Here is a 20,931-nt window from a genome sequence, read left to right as displayed (position 1 = left end):
CGGCCCGATGGCGAGAGGAGGAGCGATGTCCGTCGCAGAACTGGACGCGGTGAAGCAGGAGGAGTTCGGCGGCCGCATGGTCCAGGTGCTGAACGACGCCTGCCTGTGCCTGATGACCGGCCTGGGCCACGAGAGCGGGCTGTTCGACACGATGTCCACCATGGCGCCGGCCACCAGCGCCGAGATCGCCCGGGCCGCCGGGCTGGACGAGCGCTACGTCCGCGAGTGGCTGGGCGCGATGGTGGTCGGCGGCTTCGTCGACTACCAGCCCGAGCAGGCCACCTACCACCTGCCGCCCGAGCACGCCGCGGCACTCACCAGAGCGGCCGGGCCGGACAACCTGGCGCGGATCGCCCAGGACGTCGGCATGTGCGGGGAGGTCGAGCAGCGGGTGCTGGAAGCCTTCCGCACCGGGGCCGGGGTGCCGTACTCGGCGTACCCGCGCTTCCAGGCCCTGCAGGCGGAGGAGTCCAGGGAGGTGTACGACCTGGCCCTGGTGGACGGCATCGTCGCGCTGGTCCCCGGCCTCACCGAGCGGCTGCGGTCCGGCATCGACGCGCTGGACATCGGCACCGGCCAGGGCCACGCCGTCAACGTCCTGGCCCGAGCCTTCCCCGCCAGCCGCTTCCACGGGCTCGACCTGTCCGAGGAGGGCATCGCGGCCGCCCGCGCCGAAGCCGCCGAACTCGGCCTGACCAACACCGACTTCCAGGTCGGCGACTGCGCCGAGCTGACCGGCTCCTACGACCTGATCACCGCCTTCGACGTCATCCACGACCTGGCCCGGCCCACCCGCACCCTCGCGGCCGTCGCCGGCGCCCTGAAGGACGACGGCGTCTTCCTGATGGGCGACATCTCCGCCTCCAGCCGGCTGGAGGAGAACCTCGACCACCCGCTCGGACCCGCGCTCTACACCTTCTCGACCTTCTACTGCATGAGCGTCTCGCTCAGCGAGGGCGGCGAGGCCCTGGGCACCGTCTGGGGCGAGCAGACCGCTCTGCGGATGCTCGCCGAGGCCGGCTTCGGCCAGGTCGACACCCAGCGGGTCGAGGGCGACATCCTCAACGTCTACTACGTGGCGCGCCGCTGAGACAGGCCTGCGCCGCCGCGCTCCACCGCGGCGTCATCCTTCCCTGCGGGCCCTAGTGTTGGTCCCATGTCTGAGGAGACGCGCAACAGCGTGGACGGGCGGGCGGAGACGGTCGTCCAGGCCAGGAGCATCGGGGAGTTGCACTTCCATCAGCAGGGTGGCGGCCCCGAGAGCTCGGTGCCGTTCCAACTGCCGCCGGTGACCGGGCCGTTCGAGAACCGGCTGGCCGAGCAGGACCGCGTCGTCCGGGCCGTGGCGGAGCACACCGAGGACGCCGGTCCGCTGCTCGTGGCGCTGACCGGGATCGGTGGGATCGGCAAGACGGCCCTCGGATACCAGTTGGCGCGCCGGTTCGCCGACCGCTTCCCGGACGGGGTGCTGCACGTCGATCTCGACGACCTGCGCCGGGAGGGCGTGGTGGACGTCGCGGACGCCGTCGGCGGCATGCTGACGGCGCTGGGGGTTCCGCCCGAGCGGCTGGAGCGCAGCGCCGCCGGACGTTCGAAGCAGTACTGGTCGCGGACCCGGGACAAACGGCTCGTCGTCCTCGTCGACAACGCGCGGTTCGGCAGCGAGGTCCGGGCGTTCCTGCCGGCCTCGGGCCGGAGCCTGGTGATCCTCGCGAGCCATTCGCCGCTGTACGACCTCGACGGGACGGCCGCGGTGGAGGTGGCCGTCGGCCCGTTGTCCCTGGACGACGCGGTCCGGCTGCTCGGGAACATCGTGGAGGACCCGCGGCTGCAGGCCGAGCCGGAGGCCGCCGCGGAACTGGCCCGGGGCTGCGGAGGCCTTCCCGCCGCGTTGCAGGTGGCCGGGCAGTGGGTGCGCAAGTACCGCCGCCGGAGCCTGTCCCGGCTGGTCGAGGAGCTGACCGCCGAGCTGCACGGGAAGGGGATTCCCATGGTCGAGGCCGTCTGGGACGCCGCGTACGAAGGGCTGGCGCCGGCCGCCGCGCGGCTCTACCGGCTGCTGCCGCAGCATCCCGGGCCCGCCCTCGGGGAGTTGCCGGCGGCCGCCCTGCTCGGCGTGGCCCCCGGCCGGGCTGCGGACGCGCTGGAGGAACTGGAGGCCGCCGGCCTGCTGGAGTACCGGCTGGACGGGTACCGCATGCACGACCTCCTGCGCGGCCACGCCGAACGCCGGGCCCGGCAGAGCGATCCGGACGGTACGGCCGGGGCGGCCGCCCGGTCGTCCGTCGTGCGGTGGTACCGGAGGCAGGCGGCCCGCGCGGACCTCACGGCGGCCGGCCGGCGGATGACCTTCGCGCCGCTGGTGGACCCGGTCGGCCCGGAGGTGGCCGATGTGGACTTCCCGGACGCGGCGGCGGCCTACCGGTGGCTGGAGTCGGCGCGGCTCGCCCTGTTCGGGTGCGTGCGGACCGCGGTCGAGGACGGACACCACGAGGACGCCTGGGCACTCTGCGAACCGCTGTGGACCCACTTCCTCGATCATCCGCACTACGCGGACGTGATCGACGCCTTCCGGCTCGGGGTCGCCGCCGCGGATCAGGCCGAGTACCTTCCGGCCATGGTCCGGATGCGGTGCCAGCTGGCCCGACCGCTGTGGGAGCAGGGGCTCCACGAGGAGGCAGCCCGGCACGTCGATCACGCGCGGCAGGCCTCGCTGCTGTTGGACGGAGTGCTTCCCGACCGGGCGCAGGAGCGCAGACTGCAGGCGTCGGTCGTGGAGTTCAGCGGTCTGCTGAAGTCCTCGAACGGTGACCTGAGCGGGGCCGCCGCCGACTTCGAGGCGTCCCGGGCGGTGCACGCGGAGATCGAGAACGCGTACGGGGTGCTCCTGCAGACCTACCTGCTCGGCCGGACCGCCCTGGCGGCTGGGGACCTCGACGGCGCGGTTCGGTTGCTGGAGCAGAGCCATCGCATGGCGCGGGACCAGGAACGCGGCCGGATGACTTCGCGGTCGGGCTTCGAACTCGGGCGGGCGTTGCGGCTGTCGGGGCGCACTCAGGAGGCGGAGGCCTTGGTCCGGGCCGCCTTGGACGGGGCCCGCGAGCGGCGCTCGGGTACCGACGAGGTCCGGGTGCTGGAGGAACTGGCGGCCCTGGCGGAGGCTCGGGGCGACCTCGCCGAGGCCGAGCAGCACCGGGCTGCCGCCCGGCAGCTCCGGGACGGCGGCTGAGGGCGGGGCGGGTGGTCAGAGTTCGTGGTCGAGGTCCTCGGGGGCGGGAGGGCACACCTGGACGCGTACGGTGAGCGGCCCCGCTCCGCAGGTGAGGACGACCGGGACGGCGGACGCGACGGCGGCGGGCGTTGCGGCACTGAGCCAGGCGTGAACCGCCGAGACCGCCGCCACCGGATCGATGCGTGACACCCGGCCCCCGGCCCGGTGGGGCTCCACCCGGATGCTGAAGAGCCCGTGCGCGCGGTGTCTGAGGAGGCACCGCTCGGCGGACAGGACCGCGGCGACCGTACGGCAGAGCGGCGCCTCCTCCAGGACGTCGGCCGTCCAGCCGGCCGCCGTCCAGGTGGTGGAGGCCCGTCGCGGCTCGGCCGGGCCCGCCGCGGTGGCCGTCCGGGCACACCGCCACAGCACGGCCGCGCTCTGCACCGCTCGCGGCCCGGCCTTCGGATGCTCGGCCGCGAGGTGGTGCACCGTGCGCGGGGTCTGCGGGGGGAAGCGCTCCACGCTGATCCGGAGGCCGTCCAGCTCCGTTCGGACGGCGTGGGCCGCCGGACGGTGGTTCACGCCGTCCGGGGCGGGGAAGGCCCGGGCTTCCGGAGCCGCGGCGACCGGGTCCAGGCCGAGCATCCGGTAGAGGCTTCGCTGCAGTCGCGGCAGGGCCTCGCCCTGCCGCGCGAAGGCGGCCTCGGCGACGGGACGCGGGTCCGTCCCGGCGGCATCCGGAAGGATCTCCTCCAGTTGCCGGGCCTCGGCGAGCCGGGGAGCCAGGGCGAGCAGTCGCGCCATGGGGCTCCCGGGGAGCAACTCCTCGCCGCCGTCGTACGCGTTCACGACCGGACGTCCGAGTGCGGCCGCGTACAGGGCGGTCGATCCGTGATCAGTGACGACGGTGTCCGCCGCGACCAGGAGCGCGGCCCACTCCTCGTACGGCCGGGACAGCACCAGCCCCGCGGCCAGGGCCGGGGCCAGTCGGCGGGACAGGTCGAACGCGCCGGTCCGGCTGTACTCGTTCGGATGCAGGACCAGGGCGACCTGGAAGGCGTCCTGGGGCAGCAGGGCGACGAGTTCGCCGGGCAGGCCGGGGCGTCGGGACAGGAGGGATTCCGGCCCCCAGGTGGAGGTGAGCACGACCAGCTGTCGCGGTCCCGTCCCCAGGGCATCGCGGTAGTGCGCGCGGTGGCCGGTGGAGGCCAGGAGCCGGTCGAGGGTGGGATCCCCGACCACGCCGGCCCGGGCCGCCAGGGAGGGGCAGTGCTGGGTCAGCAGGGCGACCTGGTCGTCATGGGCGAGGGCGTGCAGGTCGGCCCAGGGGGTGCCGCCCGGCAGCAGGTAGGCGGGATCCATGCCCGACGGCACGCCCGGCGAACCGTCGTCGCGGACGGCCTTGTTGAAACCGGCCCCGTGCGGGAGCAGCACCCGGGGGCCGGCGAGTTCGCGCAGCTCACCCTTGGGGCTCGCGGCCAGCACCAGGTCGTGGTCGGTGCGAAGGGCTTCCTCCCACGGCACGGTCCGAGCACCGGACCGGTCGAGTGCGGCGAGGGCCTCGACCCCGAAGTCGGAACCCGGGGCGAGCGTGAAGCGGATGCTGATGCGCGGATCCCCGAGGAACACCGGCAGCACGTCCAGGAGCCGGTGGAGCGCCCCCGCGGACCGCACCGGGACCAGGACCGCCCGCTGCCCGCTGCCCGCTGCCCGCTGCCCGCTGCCCGCTGCCCGCTGCCCGCTGCCCGCTGCCCGCTGCCCGCTGCCCGCTGCCCGCTGCCCGCTGCCTGCTGCCTGAAAACCTTCCATTGTGTCAGTTTGAAAGGATCCGACACAAGAGTGGGGAGGAGTGGCGGGCTCGACTCGGTGGGCCTCGTGTGGCATGTCCCGATCGTATCGATCGAAGCATCCTCATTCCCGCCCTGCCCGGTGCAAGGGAAAGGGGCCGCCACGCTCCGTGAGGAACGTGACGCCCCCACGGTGTCCGCTGCGGCAGTAGGGGCTCAGCCCGCTCCCATGCTGCGTCCGTCAATTCGTCTCGACCAGTCACAAGATTGATCACGAGACTAGCCTGCGGAGGGTCGGTGAAGGCAGGAGCTCGCACAGGGTCTTGGGGTCGCGTGCGGTGCGCTGGACGGTGCCGTCGGGGCGGACGAGCGCGGCTGTGGATTGGCCCCGACGGAGCCAGCGGTGCAGGGCGCTGCCGGGGGTGGCCGTGACCAAGACAGCGCCGCGGTCTTGCAACTCGGCGTGCAGGGAGGGGATTACGGCTGCGGAGGTGACCAGCGCGTAGCGGCCGGCGGCCAGGTCGTCGAGGCGTTGGCCGGTCGGCAGCGGGGCGTTGGGGCACAGATGTCCCGCGAGGCCGAACCCGAGCCGTGGTCTGTCGACCAGGGTTGAGCGGTGCAGGGCCGGGGTCTGGCTGTCGAGGATGCGGTTGCTCAGGCCGGGAACGCGGTGCAGGTGGGGTGCGAGGATGCGGCGCAGCATGTTGCCGGTGTCCCCGCCGGCGGTCATGGCGGTGCCGATCAGCTTCGCGAGGGTGATCATCGAGCGGGCGTGGGGTTTGCGTTCGGCCTCGTAGCTGTCCAGCACCTGTTCGGGGAGGCGGCCGTCGAGGACCGCGGCGAGTTTCCAGGTGAGGTTGGCGGCGTCGCGCAGGCCGGCGCCCATGCCCTGGCCGATGAAGGGCGGGGTGAGGTGGGCGGCGTCGCCGAGCAGGAAGACATGCTGCTTGCGCCAGTGGTCGGCGATCTGGGCGCGGAAGGTGTACTCGGCCGTGCGGACGATCTCCAGTTCGTCTGCGGGGACCTTGCCGGTCCAGGGTTGGATGAGGGGGTGCAGGCGGGTCATGTCGCGGTAGTTGTCGGTGCTTTCACCGGGTAGGAGCTGGAACTCCCAGCGGTAGCGGCGTGCGCCGATGCGCATGTAGGTGGCCGCACGTACCGGGTCGCAGACCTGGTGCACGCCTTCCCACTGGTGCAGGTCGGCGTCGGTGGCGACGTCGACGACCAGCCAGCGCTGTGCGAACCCGAGGTCGTGCATGGTGGAGCCGATCGTCGCGCGGGTCAGGCTGTTCGCACCGTCGCAGCCGAGCACGTACCCGGCCGTCACGGTGCTGGTCTCGCCGGTGCCCCGGTCGGTGAGCCGTACCCGCACCGGGCCGTCGCCGGACTGCTCGACCGCGGTGACGTCCACGTTGCCGCGCAGGGTGACGGTCGGGTGCCGTTCGAGGTTGGCGCGCAGCAGTGCCTCCAGTTGGGGCTGGTCGAACATGTTGGCCTCGGGGTGGCCGTGTCGCCCGAGGTCGGCGCCGCGCCGGAACTCGGCCAGTACCCGCAGCTCGCGGTCCAGGAGTCGCAGGCCGTGGGCGGGGCGGGAGATCAAGGCGAACTGCCCGGCGATGCCGAGTCGGGCGAGCAGCCGGTAGATCTCGTCGTCGAGGTGGACCGCCCGCGGCAGTGGATAGACCGACTCCCAGCGGTCCAGCACGAGGGTCTCGATGCCGTATTGGCCCAGCAGTGTCGCCGCGGTCAGGCCGGTGGGGCCGGCGCCGATCACGACCACCGGGACGGTGCGGGCGGTCATGACGTCACCGGTCCGGGCGTCGCCGGGGACCATGTCCAACGCAGGGCGTACTGGTCGAGGACCGCACTGATGGCCTCGCGGTCACCGGCACCGGGGGTGACGGACACGAGGACGGCCCCTTCCTCGACCGCCGCGTCGACTTCGATGCCGGGGCCCTGACCGGCCAGGGCCTCTGCAACAACGAGCCGGGTGGCGTCCGCCCGCAGGGCGATCTTGTAGGGCTTGCCGACATCGGTCACCGGCAGCGCGGCGAGGACGGTGACGGACTTCGGTGCGGCCGCGCGTTCAGGGACGCGTTCGGCGGCCCACTGGCGGAGCTCGTCCTCGGTCACGTCCGCGCCCGGGGCGAGGGTCACGTACGCCACCGGGACCTCGCCCGCGTGCGGGTCCGGGCGTCCGACCGCGCCGGCGTTGGTGACGTGCGGGTGGGCGAGCAGTGCGTCCTCGATGACGGCCGGGTCGATGTTGTGGCCGCCGCGGATGATCAGGTCCTTGGCGCGGCCGGCCAGGCGGACGAACCCGTCGGCGTCGAGGCGGGCAAGGTCGCCGGTGTCGAGCCAGCCGTCCACGAGCTTGCCGAGGCCGTCGAGGACCGGACGGCCCTGGGTGTCGCGGCCGGTGACGTAGCCGGCGAACACGGTCGGGCCGGCGATCGCCAGCAGGCCGGTCTGCCCGGCGGGCAGCTCCGTCCCCGAATCCGGGTGGACGACCTTCACCCGCTGGTAGGGCAAGCGCTGCCCAACCGTGCCGGGGCGCGGCGCGTCAGGGAAGCTGCGGGCGCTGGCACAGGTGCCCTCGGTCAGGCCGTAGCCCTCGACCAGCGTCACCCCGGTGTGGGCCTCGAATGCGGCGCGGACGGCGTCGGGCAGCGGCGACGCGCCGACCATGGCGTACCGCAGGCTGCTGATGTCCGCCGTGCCGACCGGGCACTGGGCGAGCACCTGGTAGACGGTCGGCACGGCGCTCATGGCCGCGATGCCGTAGTGCTCGACGATCGACCAGAACTCCCCGTACAGGGCGGGTTCGCGGTAGCCGAGCGGCCCCGCCCACACCACCTGCTGGCCCTTGAACAGCGGCGCGAGCAGGGTCACCACGAGGGCGTTGACGTGGAACAGGGGCAGGGCGGCGAAGACCACCGCGTCGCCGTCCAGCATCGAGTTGGCGGCGATCATCCAGGCGTTGGCGACCTCGTTCTCGTGGGTGTGGGCGGCGAGCTTCGGGGTGCCGGTGGTGCCGCCGGTGTGGAAGAACGCGGCCAGGTCGCCCGGCCGGGGCGGTTCTCCCGTGAATGCGGACGCGTCCTCGACCCGGGCCAGGTCGGCGAGGTAGGCGATCAGCACCCCGTCGATCCGCGGCAGCGGCGCGGGATCGCCAACTGCCGCCGTGGGCCGAAGCACCAGGACCGCGTCGAGCGCTTCGGCCAGCTCGGGCAGCTTCGCCCAGACGTCCGGCGCCAGCTCCGGGCCCGCGGCGACAAGGACCCGGGCACCGGAGCGCCGCAGCAGCTCGGCCAGGTGCGCGGGGGCGAGCGCGCCGTTGAGCGGCGCGGCGATGCCGGCGAGCTGCGCGGCGAGTGTCACGGGGATGAGTTCGGCGCAGTTGGGCGCCATCAGCGCGACCGGGGCGCCGCGGCGGACCCCGAACCGGTGCAGGACGTTGGCATAGCGGTGTACTCCGGCCAGCAGGTCGGTGAAGGTGCACCGCAGCGGCCCGCGCCACCGCTCGGCGTCAGGGAGCACCGTCAGGGCGGTGCGGTCGGGCCAGAGCCGCGCGGCCCGGGCCAGCAGGTCGTAGGTGGAGGCAGGAAGGCCACGGGCCTCGAGCGGCACCGCCTCGATCGAGGCCAGGTCGGAAGGGGCGGCGAAGTGGGGCCACAGCAGTTCGCTCACCGGGCGTACCTCACCGTCGTGCGCTGGCGGCCGAGGTCGAGCGCCCCGTCGTCGGTGGCGACGGCGGCCTCCACCAGGTCGCCGTCCCGCAGGTACTTGGGGTTCTTGGCCTGGGCCTTGAAGAACAGGCGCCACTTGGTCGCGGCCGGCAGCAGCGAGCCGAGGATCTCGACCGGCTTGGGCGGCGCGCTGAGCGCGGTGCCGACCGGGGTGCCGGTGAGCAGCAGGTCGCCGGGGTCCAGCCGCTGGAAGCCGCCGAGCGCCCGAAGGGCTTCGAGCGGTCGGTAGATCATGTCGGAGGCGGGCATGTCCTGCCGCAGCTCGCCGTTGACCCACAGACACAGCCGCAGCTCGGCGAACCGGTCGAGGTCGCCCTCCTCCAGTAGCACCAGCGCCGGTCCGGTGGGGGTGAACGTGGGGTAGGACTTGGCCTCGTAGAACTGGGTCTTGGGCAGTTGCAGGTCCCGGGCGGAGACGTCGTTGGTGACCACGAGGGCTGCGACGTGGTCGGCGAGGTTCGCGGCGGAGACCTCGGTGCCGACCGGGAGCGGTGCGCCGATGACGAGGCCGATCTCCACCTCGTAGTCGAGCAGCCGCACGTGGGCCGGCTTGACGATGTCCTCGTACGGGCCGCTGATCGACCCGGAGGCCTTGCGGAAGAACGCGAGTGGGACGCGCTTCGGGTCCAGGCCCGCATCGGCCGCGTGCGAGACGAAGTTCGCCATCTGGGCCACGACCCGGCGGCCCGGGGTGACCGGCGAGAGCACCGCGAGGTCGGCGACCGGCACGCCGGGGTCGGTGCTGTGCGCGGCGGCGGTGACGGCGTCCCGGTCGGCCAGCAGGTCGGCGGTGGTGGCGGCCGAGGTCTGCACCCGGACGGCGCGCTGCTCGCGGACGGCGTACCAGCCGTCGGCGGTGCGCAGGACGTTGACGCTCATCGGTTCATCGCTTTCATCAGGCCCAGCAGGCGGCCGGGGTCGATCTCGTTGTCGGCGCGCAGGGCGCGCACGACCTCACGGATCAGGGCGGGGGTGGGGTTGGCGCCGAGGAAGTCGCGGGTGGCGGGCGGGCCCCACTGGGCCAGGCCGCCGGCGGACATCGGGGCCCAGCCGGGTTCCAGGTCGCAGGAGAACAGGTCGCCGTCGGCGAAGTGCTCGACCATCAGCCTGTCCGGGTCGCGCCAGTAGTCGAAGAGCTGGCTGCCCTGGATGTGCCGGCCGATGCCCCAACTGCGCTTGTAGCCGCGCTCGGCGAGGTACTGCCCGCCGGCGGCGATCGCGTCGAGGTCGGTGACCTGGTAGGCGGAGTGGACGTAGCCGGTGCGCGGGCCCAGGTGCATCGCGAGGGTGTGGTGGTCGACCGGGGTGGCGCCCTGGTCGCAGCGGATGAACGCCATCGTGGGCCCGCGGTCGCGCCGGCCGTCCAGGAACAGGAAGTCGCTGACGATCAGACCGAGGGTCTCCAGGTACCAGTCCAGGGCCTGGGTGAAGCTCGGCGTCTCCAGGACCACGTGGCCGAGCCGCTGGATGCGGGCGGGTTCGCGGGGCGGGCGCTGGGTGGCGTTGGTCCGGGCCCGGCCAGCGCCGAAGTTGAGCGGGAGCGGGGGCTGTTCGGGCAGGGCCGGGAGCTGCTCGGTGCCGTGGACGACGCGGACCGGGAAGCCGGACGGGTCGGTCAGGTCCACGACCTGCCCGCCGCCGAACTCCCCGAGGTCGCAGACCGGACGGCCGGTGGCCCGGGCCAGCCGGTCCAGGTCCGCGCGCTCGGCAGCCCGGAACGCCGGTCCGAGGAACCGTGAGGTACGGCCGTGGCGCAGCACGACGCAGGCCGAACCCGGCAGCGTGCCGCGCAGGTACAGCGCCTGGGCGGTGCGCGCGGCGACGGCGAAGCCGAAGTCGCGGGCGAACACCTCGGCGCGGGCCAGGTCGGGCTTCTCGAACTCCAGCCAGGCCAGGTCCGCCACCTTGATCACGGGCTGCCGGGCGCGGCCGGGATGCTCCCCGCGCAGTGCCCCGTGCTCGCTGTGCAGGTCCTGGTGGGCGGTGGTGGGCCCGGGCGGGCGGGCTCGGTCGTTCGTCATGCGGGGCTCCGTCAGGGGTGGCTCAAACGGACACGCTTCTGATGAGAATCTCTGAACTGATAGAAGCATCAGTCTTGGCGAAGCAATCGTCAAGGGTTCAAGTGATGGAGTCATCAGATCTGAATGTGCCTAGACTGGCGGTATGCCGAAGCAGCTCGACATCACCGACGGCCCCGCGAGTGCGAACCGTTTCGAGCGCCGCCGGGCGCGCACCCGCCAGGCGCTGATCGCCGCCGCGCGGCAGATCCTGGCCGAGACCGGCGAGACCTCGGCCAGCATCCAGGAGATCGCCGCACGCGCCGACGTGGGTTTCGGCACGTTCTACAACCACTTCGAGACCAAGAACGACCTCTTCGACGCCGCGGTCGGGGATGCCCTGGAGGAGTACGGCCAGCTGCTCGACGGCGTCACCGAAGGCATCGACGACCCGGCCGCGGTCTTCGCCGCCAGTGTCCGTCTCACCCTTCGGCTGGCCGCCTCGCACCCCGAGATCACCCAGATCCTGCGCCTGCGCGGCCTGCCACACATCAACGCCGGCACCGGGCTCGGGCCGCGCGCCCTGCGTGACCTGGAGATCGGCAAGGCGTCGGGCCGCTTCACTTTCGCCGACCCACTCGTGGCCCTGTCCGCGGTTGGCGGCGCGCTGATCGGCCTGCTCCAGCTCAACTCGGCGCGAGATCTCGGCGCAGAGGCCGGCGAGCACATGGCCGAGATGATCCTGCGCATGCTTGGGCTCCCCGCCGACGAGGCCCGCGAGATCGCCACCCGTCCCCTGCCCGAGCTGCCCTGACCCCGGCCTGCCGGCCGCACGCCCGCCCAGGCCCCCGCACCGTTCCACGGTGCGGGGGCCTGCCGCATTCCCCGGTTCTGCGGGCTCGCCACGTACATCGCAGCTGATGATTTTGTCGTAACTGATGAGAGCATCAGTTACGATGAAGTCATGAAGATGCCCGAGTTCAGCAACTCCTCTGTCCGAACAGGTCGTGGCGGCCAGAGCGGCGTGCTCTTCGCCATGTGCCTCTCCCTCGTCCTGGTCGTGGCCTCGGTCTCCGCACTGAACCTGGCGCTGCCGAATCTCGCCGTGGAACTGGGCGCCACCAACTCGGCGCTGACCTGGATCGCCGACGGCTACACCGTGGCCCTGGCCGCGCTGGTCCTGCCGCTGGGCGCGCTCGGCGACCGGGTCGGACGCCGCAAGGTCCTGATCGCCGGGAACGTCGTCTTCGGCGCAGCCGCGGTCCTCGCGGCCTGCTCCTCCTCCACCTCGCACCTGATCGTGTGCCGTGTGGTGATGGGCATCGGCGCGGCCATGATCATGCCGGGGACGCTGTCGACGATCACCGCGGTCCTCCCCAAGGACAGGAAGGACCGCGGAGTCGCGATCTGGTCCGGTTTCGCCGCGGCCGGGGCCATCATCGGCATGCTCGTCGCCGGCGGCCTGCTGGAGCAGTTCTCCTGGAAGTCGATCTTCTGGGCCAGCGGGGCCACCGCCACGGTGTGTGCGCTCGCCGCACTGCTGCTGGCCCCGGAGACGCGCAGCTCGGTGCGGGAGCGCTTCGACTTCCCCGGGGCGGTCACCACGGCACTGGCGGTGGGGGCACTGGTCTACGGGATCATCGAGGGCAACGACCAAGGCTGGACCCGCCCGGAGGTCCTCGCCGCGTTCGCGGTCGCCGTGGTGGCGCTGGCCGCCTACGTGGTCCTGGGCCTGCGCAGCCGCCACCCGCTGCTGGACCCGCGCCTGTTCAGACTGCGCGGCTTCGGCGCGGGCACGCTGGCGATCCTGGTGCAGTTCATGGCCGTCTTCGGGTTCTTCTTCGTCGGTCTGCAGTTCCTCCAGCTGATCCTCGGCTACAGCCCGCTGCACAGCGCGGTCGCACTGATACCGGTCGCGGCCGTCGTCCTGCCCACCTCAGTGATCACACCGCGCCTGGCCAAGCGCCTTGGCGTCAAGGCGGTCATGCCCGCGGGCCTGCTGTGCCTGGCTGGCGGCATGTTCTGGCTTACCCGCCTGCACGCCGACAGCGGCTACCTGCCCTTCCTCGGCGCCCTGGTCCTCGCCGGGGCCGGCATCGGCCTGACCAGTGCCACCGGCACCAGCTCCATCGTCGACTCCCTCGGCCCCGACAGCCAGGGAGTGGCCTCGGCCATGAACGACACCGCCCGCGAAGTCGGCTCCGCGATCGGCATCGCGCTGATGGGCTCGGTCTTCTCCAGCCACTACCGCTCCGCGCTGCCCGACGACCTGTCCCGCCTGCCCGCCCAAGCCGCAGAGGCCGTGCACCACTCCGCCGCCGGCGGGCTCGAAGTCGCGGCCCACCTCGGCGCCCAGGGGCCCGCGCTGGCCGCCGCCGTCCGCGACGCCTTCATGTCCGGCTTCACCTCCGCAATGGAAGTCATCGCAGCGATTCTGGCGGTCGCCGCCGTCGCCTGCGCCGCGATCGCACCGCGCCTCGGCCGGAAGGCCCAGGCCGCAGCCCCGCAGCCTCACCGGCCCGCCGAGCCCGAGCCTGAGGCCGCCACGGGGCAGCAGGTCGCAGCCCTGCGCAGGGACACGGACGTGCTCAACGCGTCCACCGCCGACCGGCCGTAGCGTCCGGAAACAAGGAGCCCCCCGTGCCCGTCATGCCCCTCGCGGCGCTGCGCCGCCACCCCGTCCTCGCCGCCACCGCGACCCTCGCGGCCCTCACGCTCGGTGCGACGGGGGCCGACCGCGCGGCCGCCCAGTACGCCCAGCACCGCACTGCCGATGCCTTCCAGCAGGCCGCCGGCACCCCCCAGACGCCCCAGGTCACCATCGATGGTTTCCCCATCCTGAGCCAGGTCGTCGCCGGACGCTTCCACCCGGTGTCCGGCGCCCTGCCCGACGCCGGCACACAGTTGATCGCGAAGATCTTCGGCCAGCCGATCCCCCTGCACAACATCCCCCAGGGCCTCCACCTCGACGCCCTCCGGACGAACGCGGACGGCCCGCAAGCCCAGCTCACAGGCGACAACGTCACCTTCCGTACCGGCGCACCCGCCGCCGGAGCATGACGTCGCGAAGCCATCACGGCCCCAGGCCCGAACCCCACGGGTTCCGCGGACCCCCGAAACGGTGACAGTCGACCAGGACACGTCCCATCTTGCCCGACTCCATCGAAGTTGATGCTGTCATCGGAAATCGAGGCTCGCCGCCTCACCACCGACCGGCCACCCTTCCAGGGACGTGACCCACCATGACGACCTCTCCCAGCACTCCCCGCCTGGTCTCCGAGGAGGCCGCCGGAGGCCGGGCCGGCCACCGCGGCGTCCTGTTCTCCATGTGCCTGGCCCTCGTCCTGGTGGTCGCCTCGGTCTCGGCCCTCAACCTGGCCCTGCCCGACCTCGCCGTGGACCTGTCCGCCACCAACGCCTCGCTCACCTGGATCGCCGACGCCTACACCGTCGCCCTGGCCGCCCTGGTCCTGCCCCTCGGCGCGATCGGCGACCGCATCGGCCGACGCCACGTCCTGGTCGCAGGCACCGTCGTCTTCGGCGCCGCCTCCCTCGCGGCATCCTTCTCCGACACCACCACCCACCTGATCGTGTGGCGGATCGTCATGGGCATCGGCGCGGCCATGATCATGCCCGGCACCCTGTCCACGATCACCGCCGCCTTCCCGGCCGAGCAGCGCGCCAAGGGCGTCGCGGTGTGGTCCGGCTTCGCCGCAGCCGGTGCGATCATCGGCATGCTCGCCGCGGGCGCCCTGCTGGAGCAGTTCTCCTGGCGCTCCATCTTCGTCGCCAGCGCCATCACCGCCCTGGTCGCAGGCGCTGCCGCAGCCACACTGGCCCCCAACACCAAGGACCCCCATCCCCACCGGCCCGACGTCATCGGCGCCACCTGCACAGCCGTCGCCATCGGCTGCCTGGTGTTCGCCATCGTCGAGGGCAACGAACAGGGCTGGACCGAACCCCCCGTCATCGCCGCCCTCGCCGTCACCGTCGTCGGCTTCGCCGCCTACGCCTTCTTCGGGCTGCGCAACGACCAACCACTCCTCGACCCGCACCTGTTCGGCATCCCCGGTTTCCGCGCCGGCGCCGTCACCGTGCTGGTGCAGTTCATGGCCGTCTTCGGGTTCTTCTTCGTCGGCCTGCAGTACCTCCAGCTCATCCTCGGCTACAGCCCTCTGAAGGCCGCCGTCGCCCTCGTCCCCGTCGCCGTCGTCGTCCTGCCCACCTCCCACGTCACCCCCCACCTCGTCACCCGGCTGGGCATGAAAGCCGTGATGGTCGCGGGCCTGACCCTGCTCGGCGGCGGTCTGTTCGCGATCTCCTGGGTCCACGCCGACTCCGGCTACCTGCCCTTCCTCGGCGGGCTGGTCCTGTGCGGCCTCGGGATCGGACTGACCGGAGCCGCGGGAACCGCCGCTATCACCGGCTCCCTCGGCCGCGGCCAGCAGGGCGTGGCCTCCGCGATGAACGACACCACCCGCGAAGTCGGCTCCGCCATCGGCATCGCCCTCATGGGATCGGTCTACGGGAGCCACTACCGCGACGCCCTCCCTGTGAGCATCGATCAGCTCCCGCCCCAGGCAGCCGATTCCGTCCGCGACTCCGCGGCCGCGGGCCTGCAGGTGGCCCAACACGCCGGCGCACAGGGCACCGCCGTGGCGCAGGCCGTCCAGGACGCGTTCATCAGCGGACTGTCGGCTTCCCTCGTCGTCGTCGCCGTCATTGTGCTCGCCGCCGCCGTCGGCTGCCTCATCCGTGCGCCGCGCCAAGCCCCCAACGCCGATTCCTGAGTCGCTCGCCCGCTCAGCAGTAGAAGATCGCTGCTGCCAGCACTACCGCTTGAGGGTAGAGCTCGAACTTGGCCTGTGCCACAAGATCCTCGGAGTAGCTTCCGGTCCTATGGGGCCGCCTGTCGTCCACGTCCAGGCGAAGCTGTGAGGCTCTGTGGGCCCGTTCTCCGTTTCACTCTCATTTCACATCGCGAGCCGTCAGGCCATCGACGGCGGGTCCGAAGACAGCGTTTCCGCAGGTCAGAAGGGTGTCTGACCTGCGGAAACGATGAGAGATCAACCTGCGTTTCCGCAGGTCAGAGGCACTCCTACAGGTCGTAGTTCTGATCGAACATACCTCTGACCTGCGGAAACATGGCCTTCAAGGAAGATCATTTCACAACCAGTGCACATGCGGCGGCCTCAACGGATGAGAGGCGCCGGAAAGTGCCGGGCGATGCCGAGAGGTCGCGCCGCCTGCTGGGTGCGCGGTCTACGGAGAGCCACCGAAGTACGATCCTGTCCCTGGCCACGAGGGAGGCGACAGAGTCCTACTGGTCCGCCACGATGAAGCATGCTCGGTCGTAGAGTTCGTCGAACGTAATGACCTCGATGCCCTGGACGGAGGATCGGTAGAGTTCGAAGGAGCTGAGCTTTTCTGGGTTGACCTCGCCGTTGTGTTTGAATTCGGCCAGGCTGCCGATCACGAGGACCTGGCGGGGTTTGGTGGTGGAGAGTTCGGTTCCGGTCGGGGTTCCGTCGGCCTGGTAGAGCCGGGTCAGTTCCTTGGAGATCAGCCGTTGGGCTTTATGGACGGTCTTCTGGACTTGGGCGACTCCGCCTCCGAGTTCCGTCGAGACCTGGTAGACGTCCGGGGTGCGGTAGAGAGTCTTGGCGAGTAGTGGGGTCTCGTGGGTCTTGATCTCGCAGAACAGCATGCTGCTGATGAAGCCTTTGGAGCGCATGATCGCGTCGATCCGCTTGCCAGCTCCGGTGAAGATGTTGGCCCCGGTGGTGATGCGTTCCAGCTTGCCGTCATCGAGGGCCTCGCAGGCGACGAGGTTGAGGCCGTAACCGAAGATCCAGGAGTTTCCTTCGAAGTAGTCCTGCCAGAGCGCTTCGCTGGACTTAGCGGTTCGGTCCTTCTCCTCCTGAAAATATTCGGGGTCGTTCAGCAGCCGGCCGAAGCGCTGGAGCTGGGTCTTGCGGTTGCTGATGAGCCGGATGTCTTCTTCGGTGAGCGAACCGCCGATTGCGGTCTTGAGTGCTTGCAGGAGCATCGTCCGGTCCTGGCCGGTCAGAACTTCGGCGAGCTGATCGGCATCGCTGACAGCGAGACCGGCACGACTGCCCGGGGTGTGGAGCCCGGCGCAACCTTGGAGGAAGTTGATGACCTTCCAGAAGTTCTCGTGGGCGTCGCTGGTGTCGACGACCGCCTTGATGAGCTGTGTGCTCTCGGTGCCCGGAATGACCTCCATGGCCGCTGTCTTCTCGGCTTTGGTCTTGTCCTTCTTCCACAGCTTGATTCGGGGGGAGTAGGTATCGCCCTTCCTGATGATGGTGACGTTGCACAGCGTCGCTACTTGGGGTCGGTCGTCGAGCACGAAGTCGGTGACCGGCCGGTTCGCCCGAATGTCGTAGAGGTAATGGAAGCCGCTGTCCGCAGCGGAGCGGATCTCAAGGTCGGAGAAGTCCTGGCGCACAACGTCGAAGTCGGTGGAAGCGAAGTTGATGCGGGCGCCGCGGATCACGGGGGAGGCCGGTGTGACCGCTCGGCCTCTCCAGTCGTGCGGGATGTAGGGCATCGGCCCCATATCGCCTTCGACCACGAGCGACTGCACGTCTTCGCGTCCGAGCCGTGCGAGTACTGCTTCCAAATGGTGCCAGGTCGCACCGGCCACCGCTGGCGTGAACGCCGGGAGGAGCGGGCGGTCGACGGTGAGGACGGCTTCGTACGTGCTGGCAGTCCAATCGTCGCCCGGCATGGGGTGGAAGAAGCCGCCGTCGCGGCGCAACGTGAGTGTGGCCTTGCGCAGGAGGTCGCGGGCGGCCTCCTGCCCGTCGCAGTCGAGGAGGCTGTAGACCTGGCCGAGAACGAGGTCGAGCTTGCCCGCGTCATCGTCGTTCAAGGGCAACGACACCAGCGGGCCGGCAGCATGTACCCGGACCGGTGAGTAGATCGGCCGGCCTGACAGGAACTGGCAAGGGCGAAGAGCCCAGCCATCGGGTTCCAAGAGGCGGTTCAGTTGATCGACGTGCCGTGAGGCTTGGTCGACGTCGGAGAGCACCTCCGGGTGCAGGGCCTCCACGAGGAAGGCGAGAAGCACCTCGTCCGGCCCGGAGCGGAGCCCCAAGCGCGCATCCATGAAGATCCAGTCATCATCCCAGTCCTCGTTGTTGAACCGGTGCTGGACGATGTCGCCGCGCGCAGTGGCGAATCGGCTGTCGGTCGACGGCAACTCGTCGAGCTTGTAGAGCCGCTCCAGGAACGCCATCTCGTCGTCGAGTCGCCCCCACCACGGGGCGCCGGTTCCGCGCAGGTAGTCAAAGATGTCACGCCGCGTCACTGCGGTGATCTTTGCCGACGCGGGTGCAGCCGGAGAGGCAATGGGCAAGGTCATGCGCTCAGAATGGACTTACATCCGCCAACTCGTCTGCCGATCAACGACTTTTGAGGCAACAGTCGGGCGGCGAAGAGGTGCAGGTGTTCAACCTGCTGCCCACCCTGACGGTGCTGGAGAACATCACGCCGCCGATGGACAGCGCCGACCGCAAGCCCGACCAGGCATGGGTGGAGAGGGCGCTTGCACCGTCGGCCTGACCGACCGCCTCAAGCACCGCCCGACCGAGCTGTCCGGCGGCCAGCCGCAGCGCATCTCGGGAGCCCTCGCTCGCGGCAGGCTCGGAGACGTCTGAGTGCCCCTGGCGTCTCCCAGCCGAACCCTCTTGGTCAGAACAGTGTTGGACCGTGATCCTCAGCCAGGACGACATCGTGCCAGTGCTTCAAGGCATCCGTGGGCCCAATCACGCGGAAGGCTCGCATGATCTCGTAGAGTCGCCGCATGAGCACACTTGGCGGTGACTTGGAGGAGCTGATCGATGCCTGGGTGGAGGAGCAGCTCGCTTTGTCGCCCCCATGGTCTGCGGAGCGCTTGGAGACCATCTGGGCCCTACTGGGGATCCAGCCTCCGGACCAGAAGGGCCCGACAGGCGCACGCCGCCGCCCGCAGCCTACCGAGAACCAAGCCGATCCGTGGCCGCGACGTTCCAGGGCTTCGCCGAGTCTGAGCGTCGAAGGCTCGCGTCACCCAGGCGGCTACGCGGCCTGTCACTGGTGCCACGTGATGGCGCACAAGTCGCATCGCTGAGGGCCGTGAACCAGCTCGATCCGGCGCGCCGCGAGAGGGCGAGACGCGAGGCGGCTGACCGCACGAGCCGAGGAGGCTCTCGGGACGAGGTGGGCCTTCGAGAGCCCGCAGCCAGGCACTACACAGAACTCACGGCGAGATCGAACCCAGTGCACTCTCATTTCACATCGCGAGCCGGAGAGCAATCCAGGCGAGCCGGAGACCTCGCGTTTCCGCAGGTCAGAGCGTTGTCGACCTGCGGAAACGATGAGAGATCAAACTGCATTTCCGCAGGTCAGAGGCACTCCTACAGGTCGTAGTACAGCTCGAACTCGTGCGGGTGGGGCCGGAGGGCGATCGGGGCGATCTCGTTGGTGCGCTTGAAGTCGATCCAGGTCTCGATCAGGTCCGGGGTGAAGACGTTGCCGGCCAGGAGGTACTCGTGGTCGGCCTCGAGGGCCTCCAGGACGGCGGGGAGGGAGGAGGGCACCTGGGGGACGTTGGCGTGCTCCTCGGGGGCGAGCTCGTAGAGGTCCTTGTCGACCGGCTCCAGCGGCTCGATCTTGTTGCGGATGCCGTCGAGGCCGGCCATCAGCATGGCGGAGAAGGCCAGGTACGGGTTGGAGGACGGGTCCGGGGCGCGGAACTCGATGCGCTTGGCCTTGGCGTTGGAGCCGGTGATCGGGATGCGGATCGCGGCCGAGCGGTTGCGCTGGGAGTAGACCAGGTTGACGGGCGCCTCGAAGCCGGGGACCAGGCGGTGGTAGGAGTTCACCGACGGGTTGGTGAAGGCCAGCAGCGAGGGGGCGTGCCGGAGCAGGCCGCCGATGTAGTAGCGGGCGGTGTCGGAGAGCCCGGCGTAGCCCTGCTCGTCGTAGAAGAGCGGGGAGCCCTCGGTCCACAGCGACTGGTGGACGTGCATGCCCGAGCCGTTGTCGCCGAAGATCGGCTTCGGCATGAAGGTGGCCGTCTTGCCGTTCCGCCAGGCGACGTTCTTGATGATGTACTTGAACAGCATCAGGTCGTCGGCCGCGTGCAGCAGGGTGTTGAACTTGTAGTTGATCTCCGCCTGGCCGGCGGTGCCGACCTCGTGGTGCTGGCGCTCGACCTGCAGGCCGGACTTGGCCAGCTCCAGGGACATCTCGGCGCGCAGGTCGGCGAAGTGGTCGACCGGCGGGGTGGGGAAGTAGCCGCCCTTGTACTTGACCTTGTAGCCGCGCACGTCGCCCTCGGCGGCGCCGGTGTTCCAGGCGCCGGCCTCCGAGTCGATGTGGTAGAAGGACGCGTTGGCGCTGGTGTCGAAGCGCACCGAGTCGAAGACGTAGAACTCGGCCTCGGGCCCGAAGTACGCGGTGTCGGCGATGCCGGAGGAGGCGAGGTAGGCCTCGGCCTTCTTGGCGACGTTGCGCGGGTCGCGGCTGTAGGCCTCGCCGGTGACCGGGTCCTGGATGAAGAAGTTGATGTTGAGGTGCTTCTCGGCCCGGAAGGGGTCGAGGCGTGCGGTGGCGAGGTCCGGGACCAGGGCCATGTCGGACTCGTGGATGGCCTGGAAGCCGCGGATCGACGAACCGTCGAACATCAGGGTCTCGGACGGATCGAAGGTCGCCGCGGGTACGGAGAAGTGCTGCATGACGCCCGGCAGATCACAGAAGCGGACATCGACGAATTTCACGTCGTTGTCCTGGATGAACTGCTTCACTTCGGCGGCGTTGTTGAACATCCATCCTCCTCGGCTCGCGAATTGGGCTCACCCTAGGAATGGGTCGTTTCCGGCCGGTGACCCGCTCGTTTCCTAGATGTTAACCGCGACCGCCGAATGGGCGGCAAAGGCCTACGGGACGGGGCAAATCGCCCCGCGGACCTGGGGGTCCTCCGAGAAATGGTCTGGACCACAGGTAAGCCTGGTGAGCGGGATTCACCCGGTCGTGGAGCCGACCCGGCCCCGGCCCGGTCCTAACCCGGTCCCGGCCCGGTCCCGGCCCGGCTCCGGCCCGGTCCGAGGGCGTCCCGGGCCCGGAGCCGCGCCCCGCCGGGAGGGGAGCCGGTGCCGGTCCGCGGCGTGAGCCCG

13 protein-coding genes are annotated in these 20,931 nt (G+C 70.8%); 6 read left to right on the top strand and 7 right to left on the bottom strand.

The window, feature by feature from the left end; genetic code table 11:
* Nucleotides 1-25 precede the first annotated feature (25 nt).
* The gene (locus ACIQWA_RS29185) at nucleotides 26-1,090 is read left to right on the top strand and encodes a class I SAM-dependent methyltransferase (protein WP_402487545.1); all 1,065 of its coding nucleotides are present in this window, start codon (nucleotides 26-28) and stop codon (nucleotides 1,088-1,090) included.
* 66 nt (nucleotides 1,091-1,156) lie between these two features.
* Nucleotides 1,157-3,229, top strand: coding sequence for an NB-ARC domain-containing protein (locus ACIQWA_RS29180; RefSeq protein WP_402487543.1), 2,073 nt, complete (start codon nucleotides 1,157-1,159; stop codon nucleotides 3,227-3,229).
* A 15-nt stretch (nucleotides 3,230-3,244) separates the two neighbouring features.
* Here the strand turns inward: ACIQWA_RS29180 and ACIQWA_RS29175 are convergent, their stop codons facing one another.
* The 5 genes from ACIQWA_RS29175 to ACIQWA_RS29155 form a co-directional block, all read right to left on the bottom strand.
* Entirely contained in the window at nucleotides 3,245-5,023 is a 1,779-nt protein-coding gene (locus ACIQWA_RS29175; protein WP_402487541.1) for a translation initiation factor 2, read from the bottom strand.
* Between the two features lie 249 nt (nucleotides 5,024-5,272).
* Complete coding sequence (locus ACIQWA_RS29170; protein WP_402487540.1) at nucleotides 5,273-6,802, bottom strand: bifunctional 3-(3-hydroxy-phenyl)propionate/3-hydroxycinnamic acid hydroxylase; 1,530 nt, start codon at nucleotides 6,800-6,802, stop codon at nucleotides 5,273-5,275.
* A complete protein-coding gene (locus ACIQWA_RS29165) occupies nucleotides 6,799-8,691 on the bottom strand; it encodes an acyl-CoA synthetase (RefSeq protein ID WP_402487538.1) in 1,893 nt (630 codons plus the stop codon). The genes ACIQWA_RS29170 and ACIQWA_RS29165 overlap by 4 nt, the downstream gene beginning before the upstream one ends.
* The gene (locus tag ACIQWA_RS29160; protein ID WP_402487536.1) at nucleotides 8,688-9,629 is read right to left on the bottom strand and encodes a fumarylacetoacetate hydrolase family protein; all 942 of its coding nucleotides are present in this window, start codon (nucleotides 9,627-9,629) and stop codon (nucleotides 8,688-8,690) included. Before ACIQWA_RS29160 ends, ACIQWA_RS29165 begins: the two co-directional genes overlap by 4 nt.
* Complete coding sequence (locus ACIQWA_RS29155; RefSeq protein WP_402487534.1) at nucleotides 9,626-10,771, bottom strand: VOC family protein; 1,146 nt, start codon at nucleotides 10,769-10,771, stop codon at nucleotides 9,626-9,628. The genes ACIQWA_RS29160 and ACIQWA_RS29155 overlap by 4 nt, the downstream gene beginning before the upstream one ends.
* A 142-nt stretch (nucleotides 10,772-10,913) precedes the next feature.
* Here ACIQWA_RS29155 and ACIQWA_RS29150 point away from each other — a divergent pair, with 142 nt between their 5' ends.
* The 4 genes from ACIQWA_RS29150 (at nucleotide 10,914) to ACIQWA_RS29135 (ending at nucleotide 15,537) form a co-directional block, all read left to right on the top strand.
* Nucleotides 10,914-11,561, top strand: coding sequence for a TetR/AcrR family transcriptional regulator (locus ACIQWA_RS29150; protein ID WP_402487532.1), 648 nt, complete (start codon nucleotides 10,914-10,916; stop codon nucleotides 11,559-11,561).
* Nucleotides 11,562-11,711: 150 nt separating this feature from the next.
* A complete protein-coding gene (locus ACIQWA_RS29145; protein ID WP_402487530.1) occupies nucleotides 11,712-13,364 on the top strand; it encodes an MFS transporter in 1,653 nt (550 codons plus the stop codon).
* Nucleotides 13,365-13,396: 32 nt separating this feature from the next.
* On the top strand, nucleotides 13,397-13,807 hold the full coding sequence (locus tag ACIQWA_RS29140) for an LmeA family phospholipid-binding protein (RefSeq protein WP_402487600.1): 411 nt from the start codon (nucleotides 13,397-13,399) through the stop codon (nucleotides 13,805-13,807).
* Between the two features lie 182 nt (nucleotides 13,808-13,989).
* Nucleotides 13,990-15,537, top strand: coding sequence for an MFS transporter (locus tag ACIQWA_RS29135; protein WP_402487528.1), 1,548 nt, complete (start codon nucleotides 13,990-13,992; stop codon nucleotides 15,535-15,537).
* A 530-nt stretch (nucleotides 15,538-16,067) separates the two neighbouring features.
* On the opposite strand, the gene ACIQWA_RS29130 is transcribed toward ACIQWA_RS29135, so the two are convergent.
* Together ACIQWA_RS29130 and glnA are read right to left on the bottom strand one after the other, a co-directional pair.
* Nucleotides 16,068-18,137 carry a Shedu anti-phage system protein SduA domain-containing protein gene (locus ACIQWA_RS29130; protein WP_402487526.1) on the bottom strand — a complete coding sequence of 690 codons (2,070 nt, stop codon included), beginning with the start codon at nucleotides 18,135-18,137 and terminating at the stop codon, nucleotides 16,068-16,070.
* A 1,033-nt stretch (nucleotides 18,138-19,170) separates the two neighbouring features.
* Nucleotides 19,171-20,583, bottom strand: a complete 1,413-nt coding sequence (glnA, locus tag ACIQWA_RS29125; RefSeq protein WP_402487524.1) for a type I glutamate--ammonia ligase — start codon at nucleotides 20,581-20,583, stop codon at nucleotides 19,171-19,173.
* Nucleotides 20,584-20,931 lie beyond the last annotated feature (348 nt).

This window comes from Kitasatospora sp. NPDC098652, assembly GCF_044760155.1.
GTDB lineage: Bacteria > Actinomycetota > Actinomycetes > Streptomycetales > Streptomycetaceae > Kitasatospora.
This window is presented reverse-complemented; position numbering and strand designations above follow the sequence as displayed.

What these genes read in the sequence shown, in the direction of transcription:
- ACIQWA_RS29155 (WP_402487534.1), bottom strand. Translation starts at nt 10,771, where the DNA reads ATGACGAACGACCGAGCCCGCCCGCCCGGGCCCACCACCGCCCACCAG.
- ACIQWA_RS29180 (WP_402487543.1), top strand. Translation starts at nt 1,157, where the DNA reads ATGTCTGAGGAGACGCGCAACAGCGTGGACGGGCGGGCGGAGACGGTC.
- ACIQWA_RS29185 (WP_402487545.1), top strand. Translation starts at nt 26, where the DNA reads ATGTCCGTCGCAGAACTGGACGCGGTGAAGCAGGAGGAGTTCGGCGGC.
- ACIQWA_RS29160 (WP_402487536.1), bottom strand. Translation starts at nt 9,629, where the DNA reads ATGAGCGTCAACGTCCTGCGCACCGCCGACGGCTGGTACGCCGTCCGC.
- ACIQWA_RS29130 (WP_402487526.1), bottom strand. Translation starts at nt 18,137, where the DNA reads ATGACCTTGCCCATTGCCTCTCCGGCTGCACCCGCGTCGGCAAAGATC.
- ACIQWA_RS29150 (WP_402487532.1), top strand. Translation starts at nt 10,914, where the DNA reads ATGCCGAAGCAGCTCGACATCACCGACGGCCCCGCGAGTGCGAACCGT.
- glnA (WP_402487524.1), bottom strand. Translation starts at nt 20,583, where the DNA reads ATGTTCAACAACGCCGCCGAAGTGAAGCAGTTCATCCAGGACAACGAC.
- ACIQWA_RS29175 (WP_402487541.1), bottom strand. Translation starts at nt 5,023, where the DNA reads ATGGAAGGTTTTCAGGCAGCAGGCAGCGGGCAGCGGGCAGCGGGCAGC.
- ACIQWA_RS29170 (WP_402487540.1), bottom strand. Translation starts at nt 6,802, where the DNA reads ATGACCGCCCGCACCGTCCCGGTGGTCGTGATCGGCGCCGGCCCCACC.
- ACIQWA_RS29140 (WP_402487600.1), top strand. Translation starts at nt 13,397, where the DNA reads ATGCCCCTCGCGGCGCTGCGCCGCCACCCCGTCCTCGCCGCCACCGCG.
- ACIQWA_RS29145 (WP_402487530.1), top strand. Translation starts at nt 11,712, where the DNA reads ATGAAGATGCCCGAGTTCAGCAACTCCTCTGTCCGAACAGGTCGTGGC.
- ACIQWA_RS29135 (WP_402487528.1), top strand. Translation starts at nt 13,990, where the DNA reads ATGACGACCTCTCCCAGCACTCCCCGCCTGGTCTCCGAGGAGGCCGCC.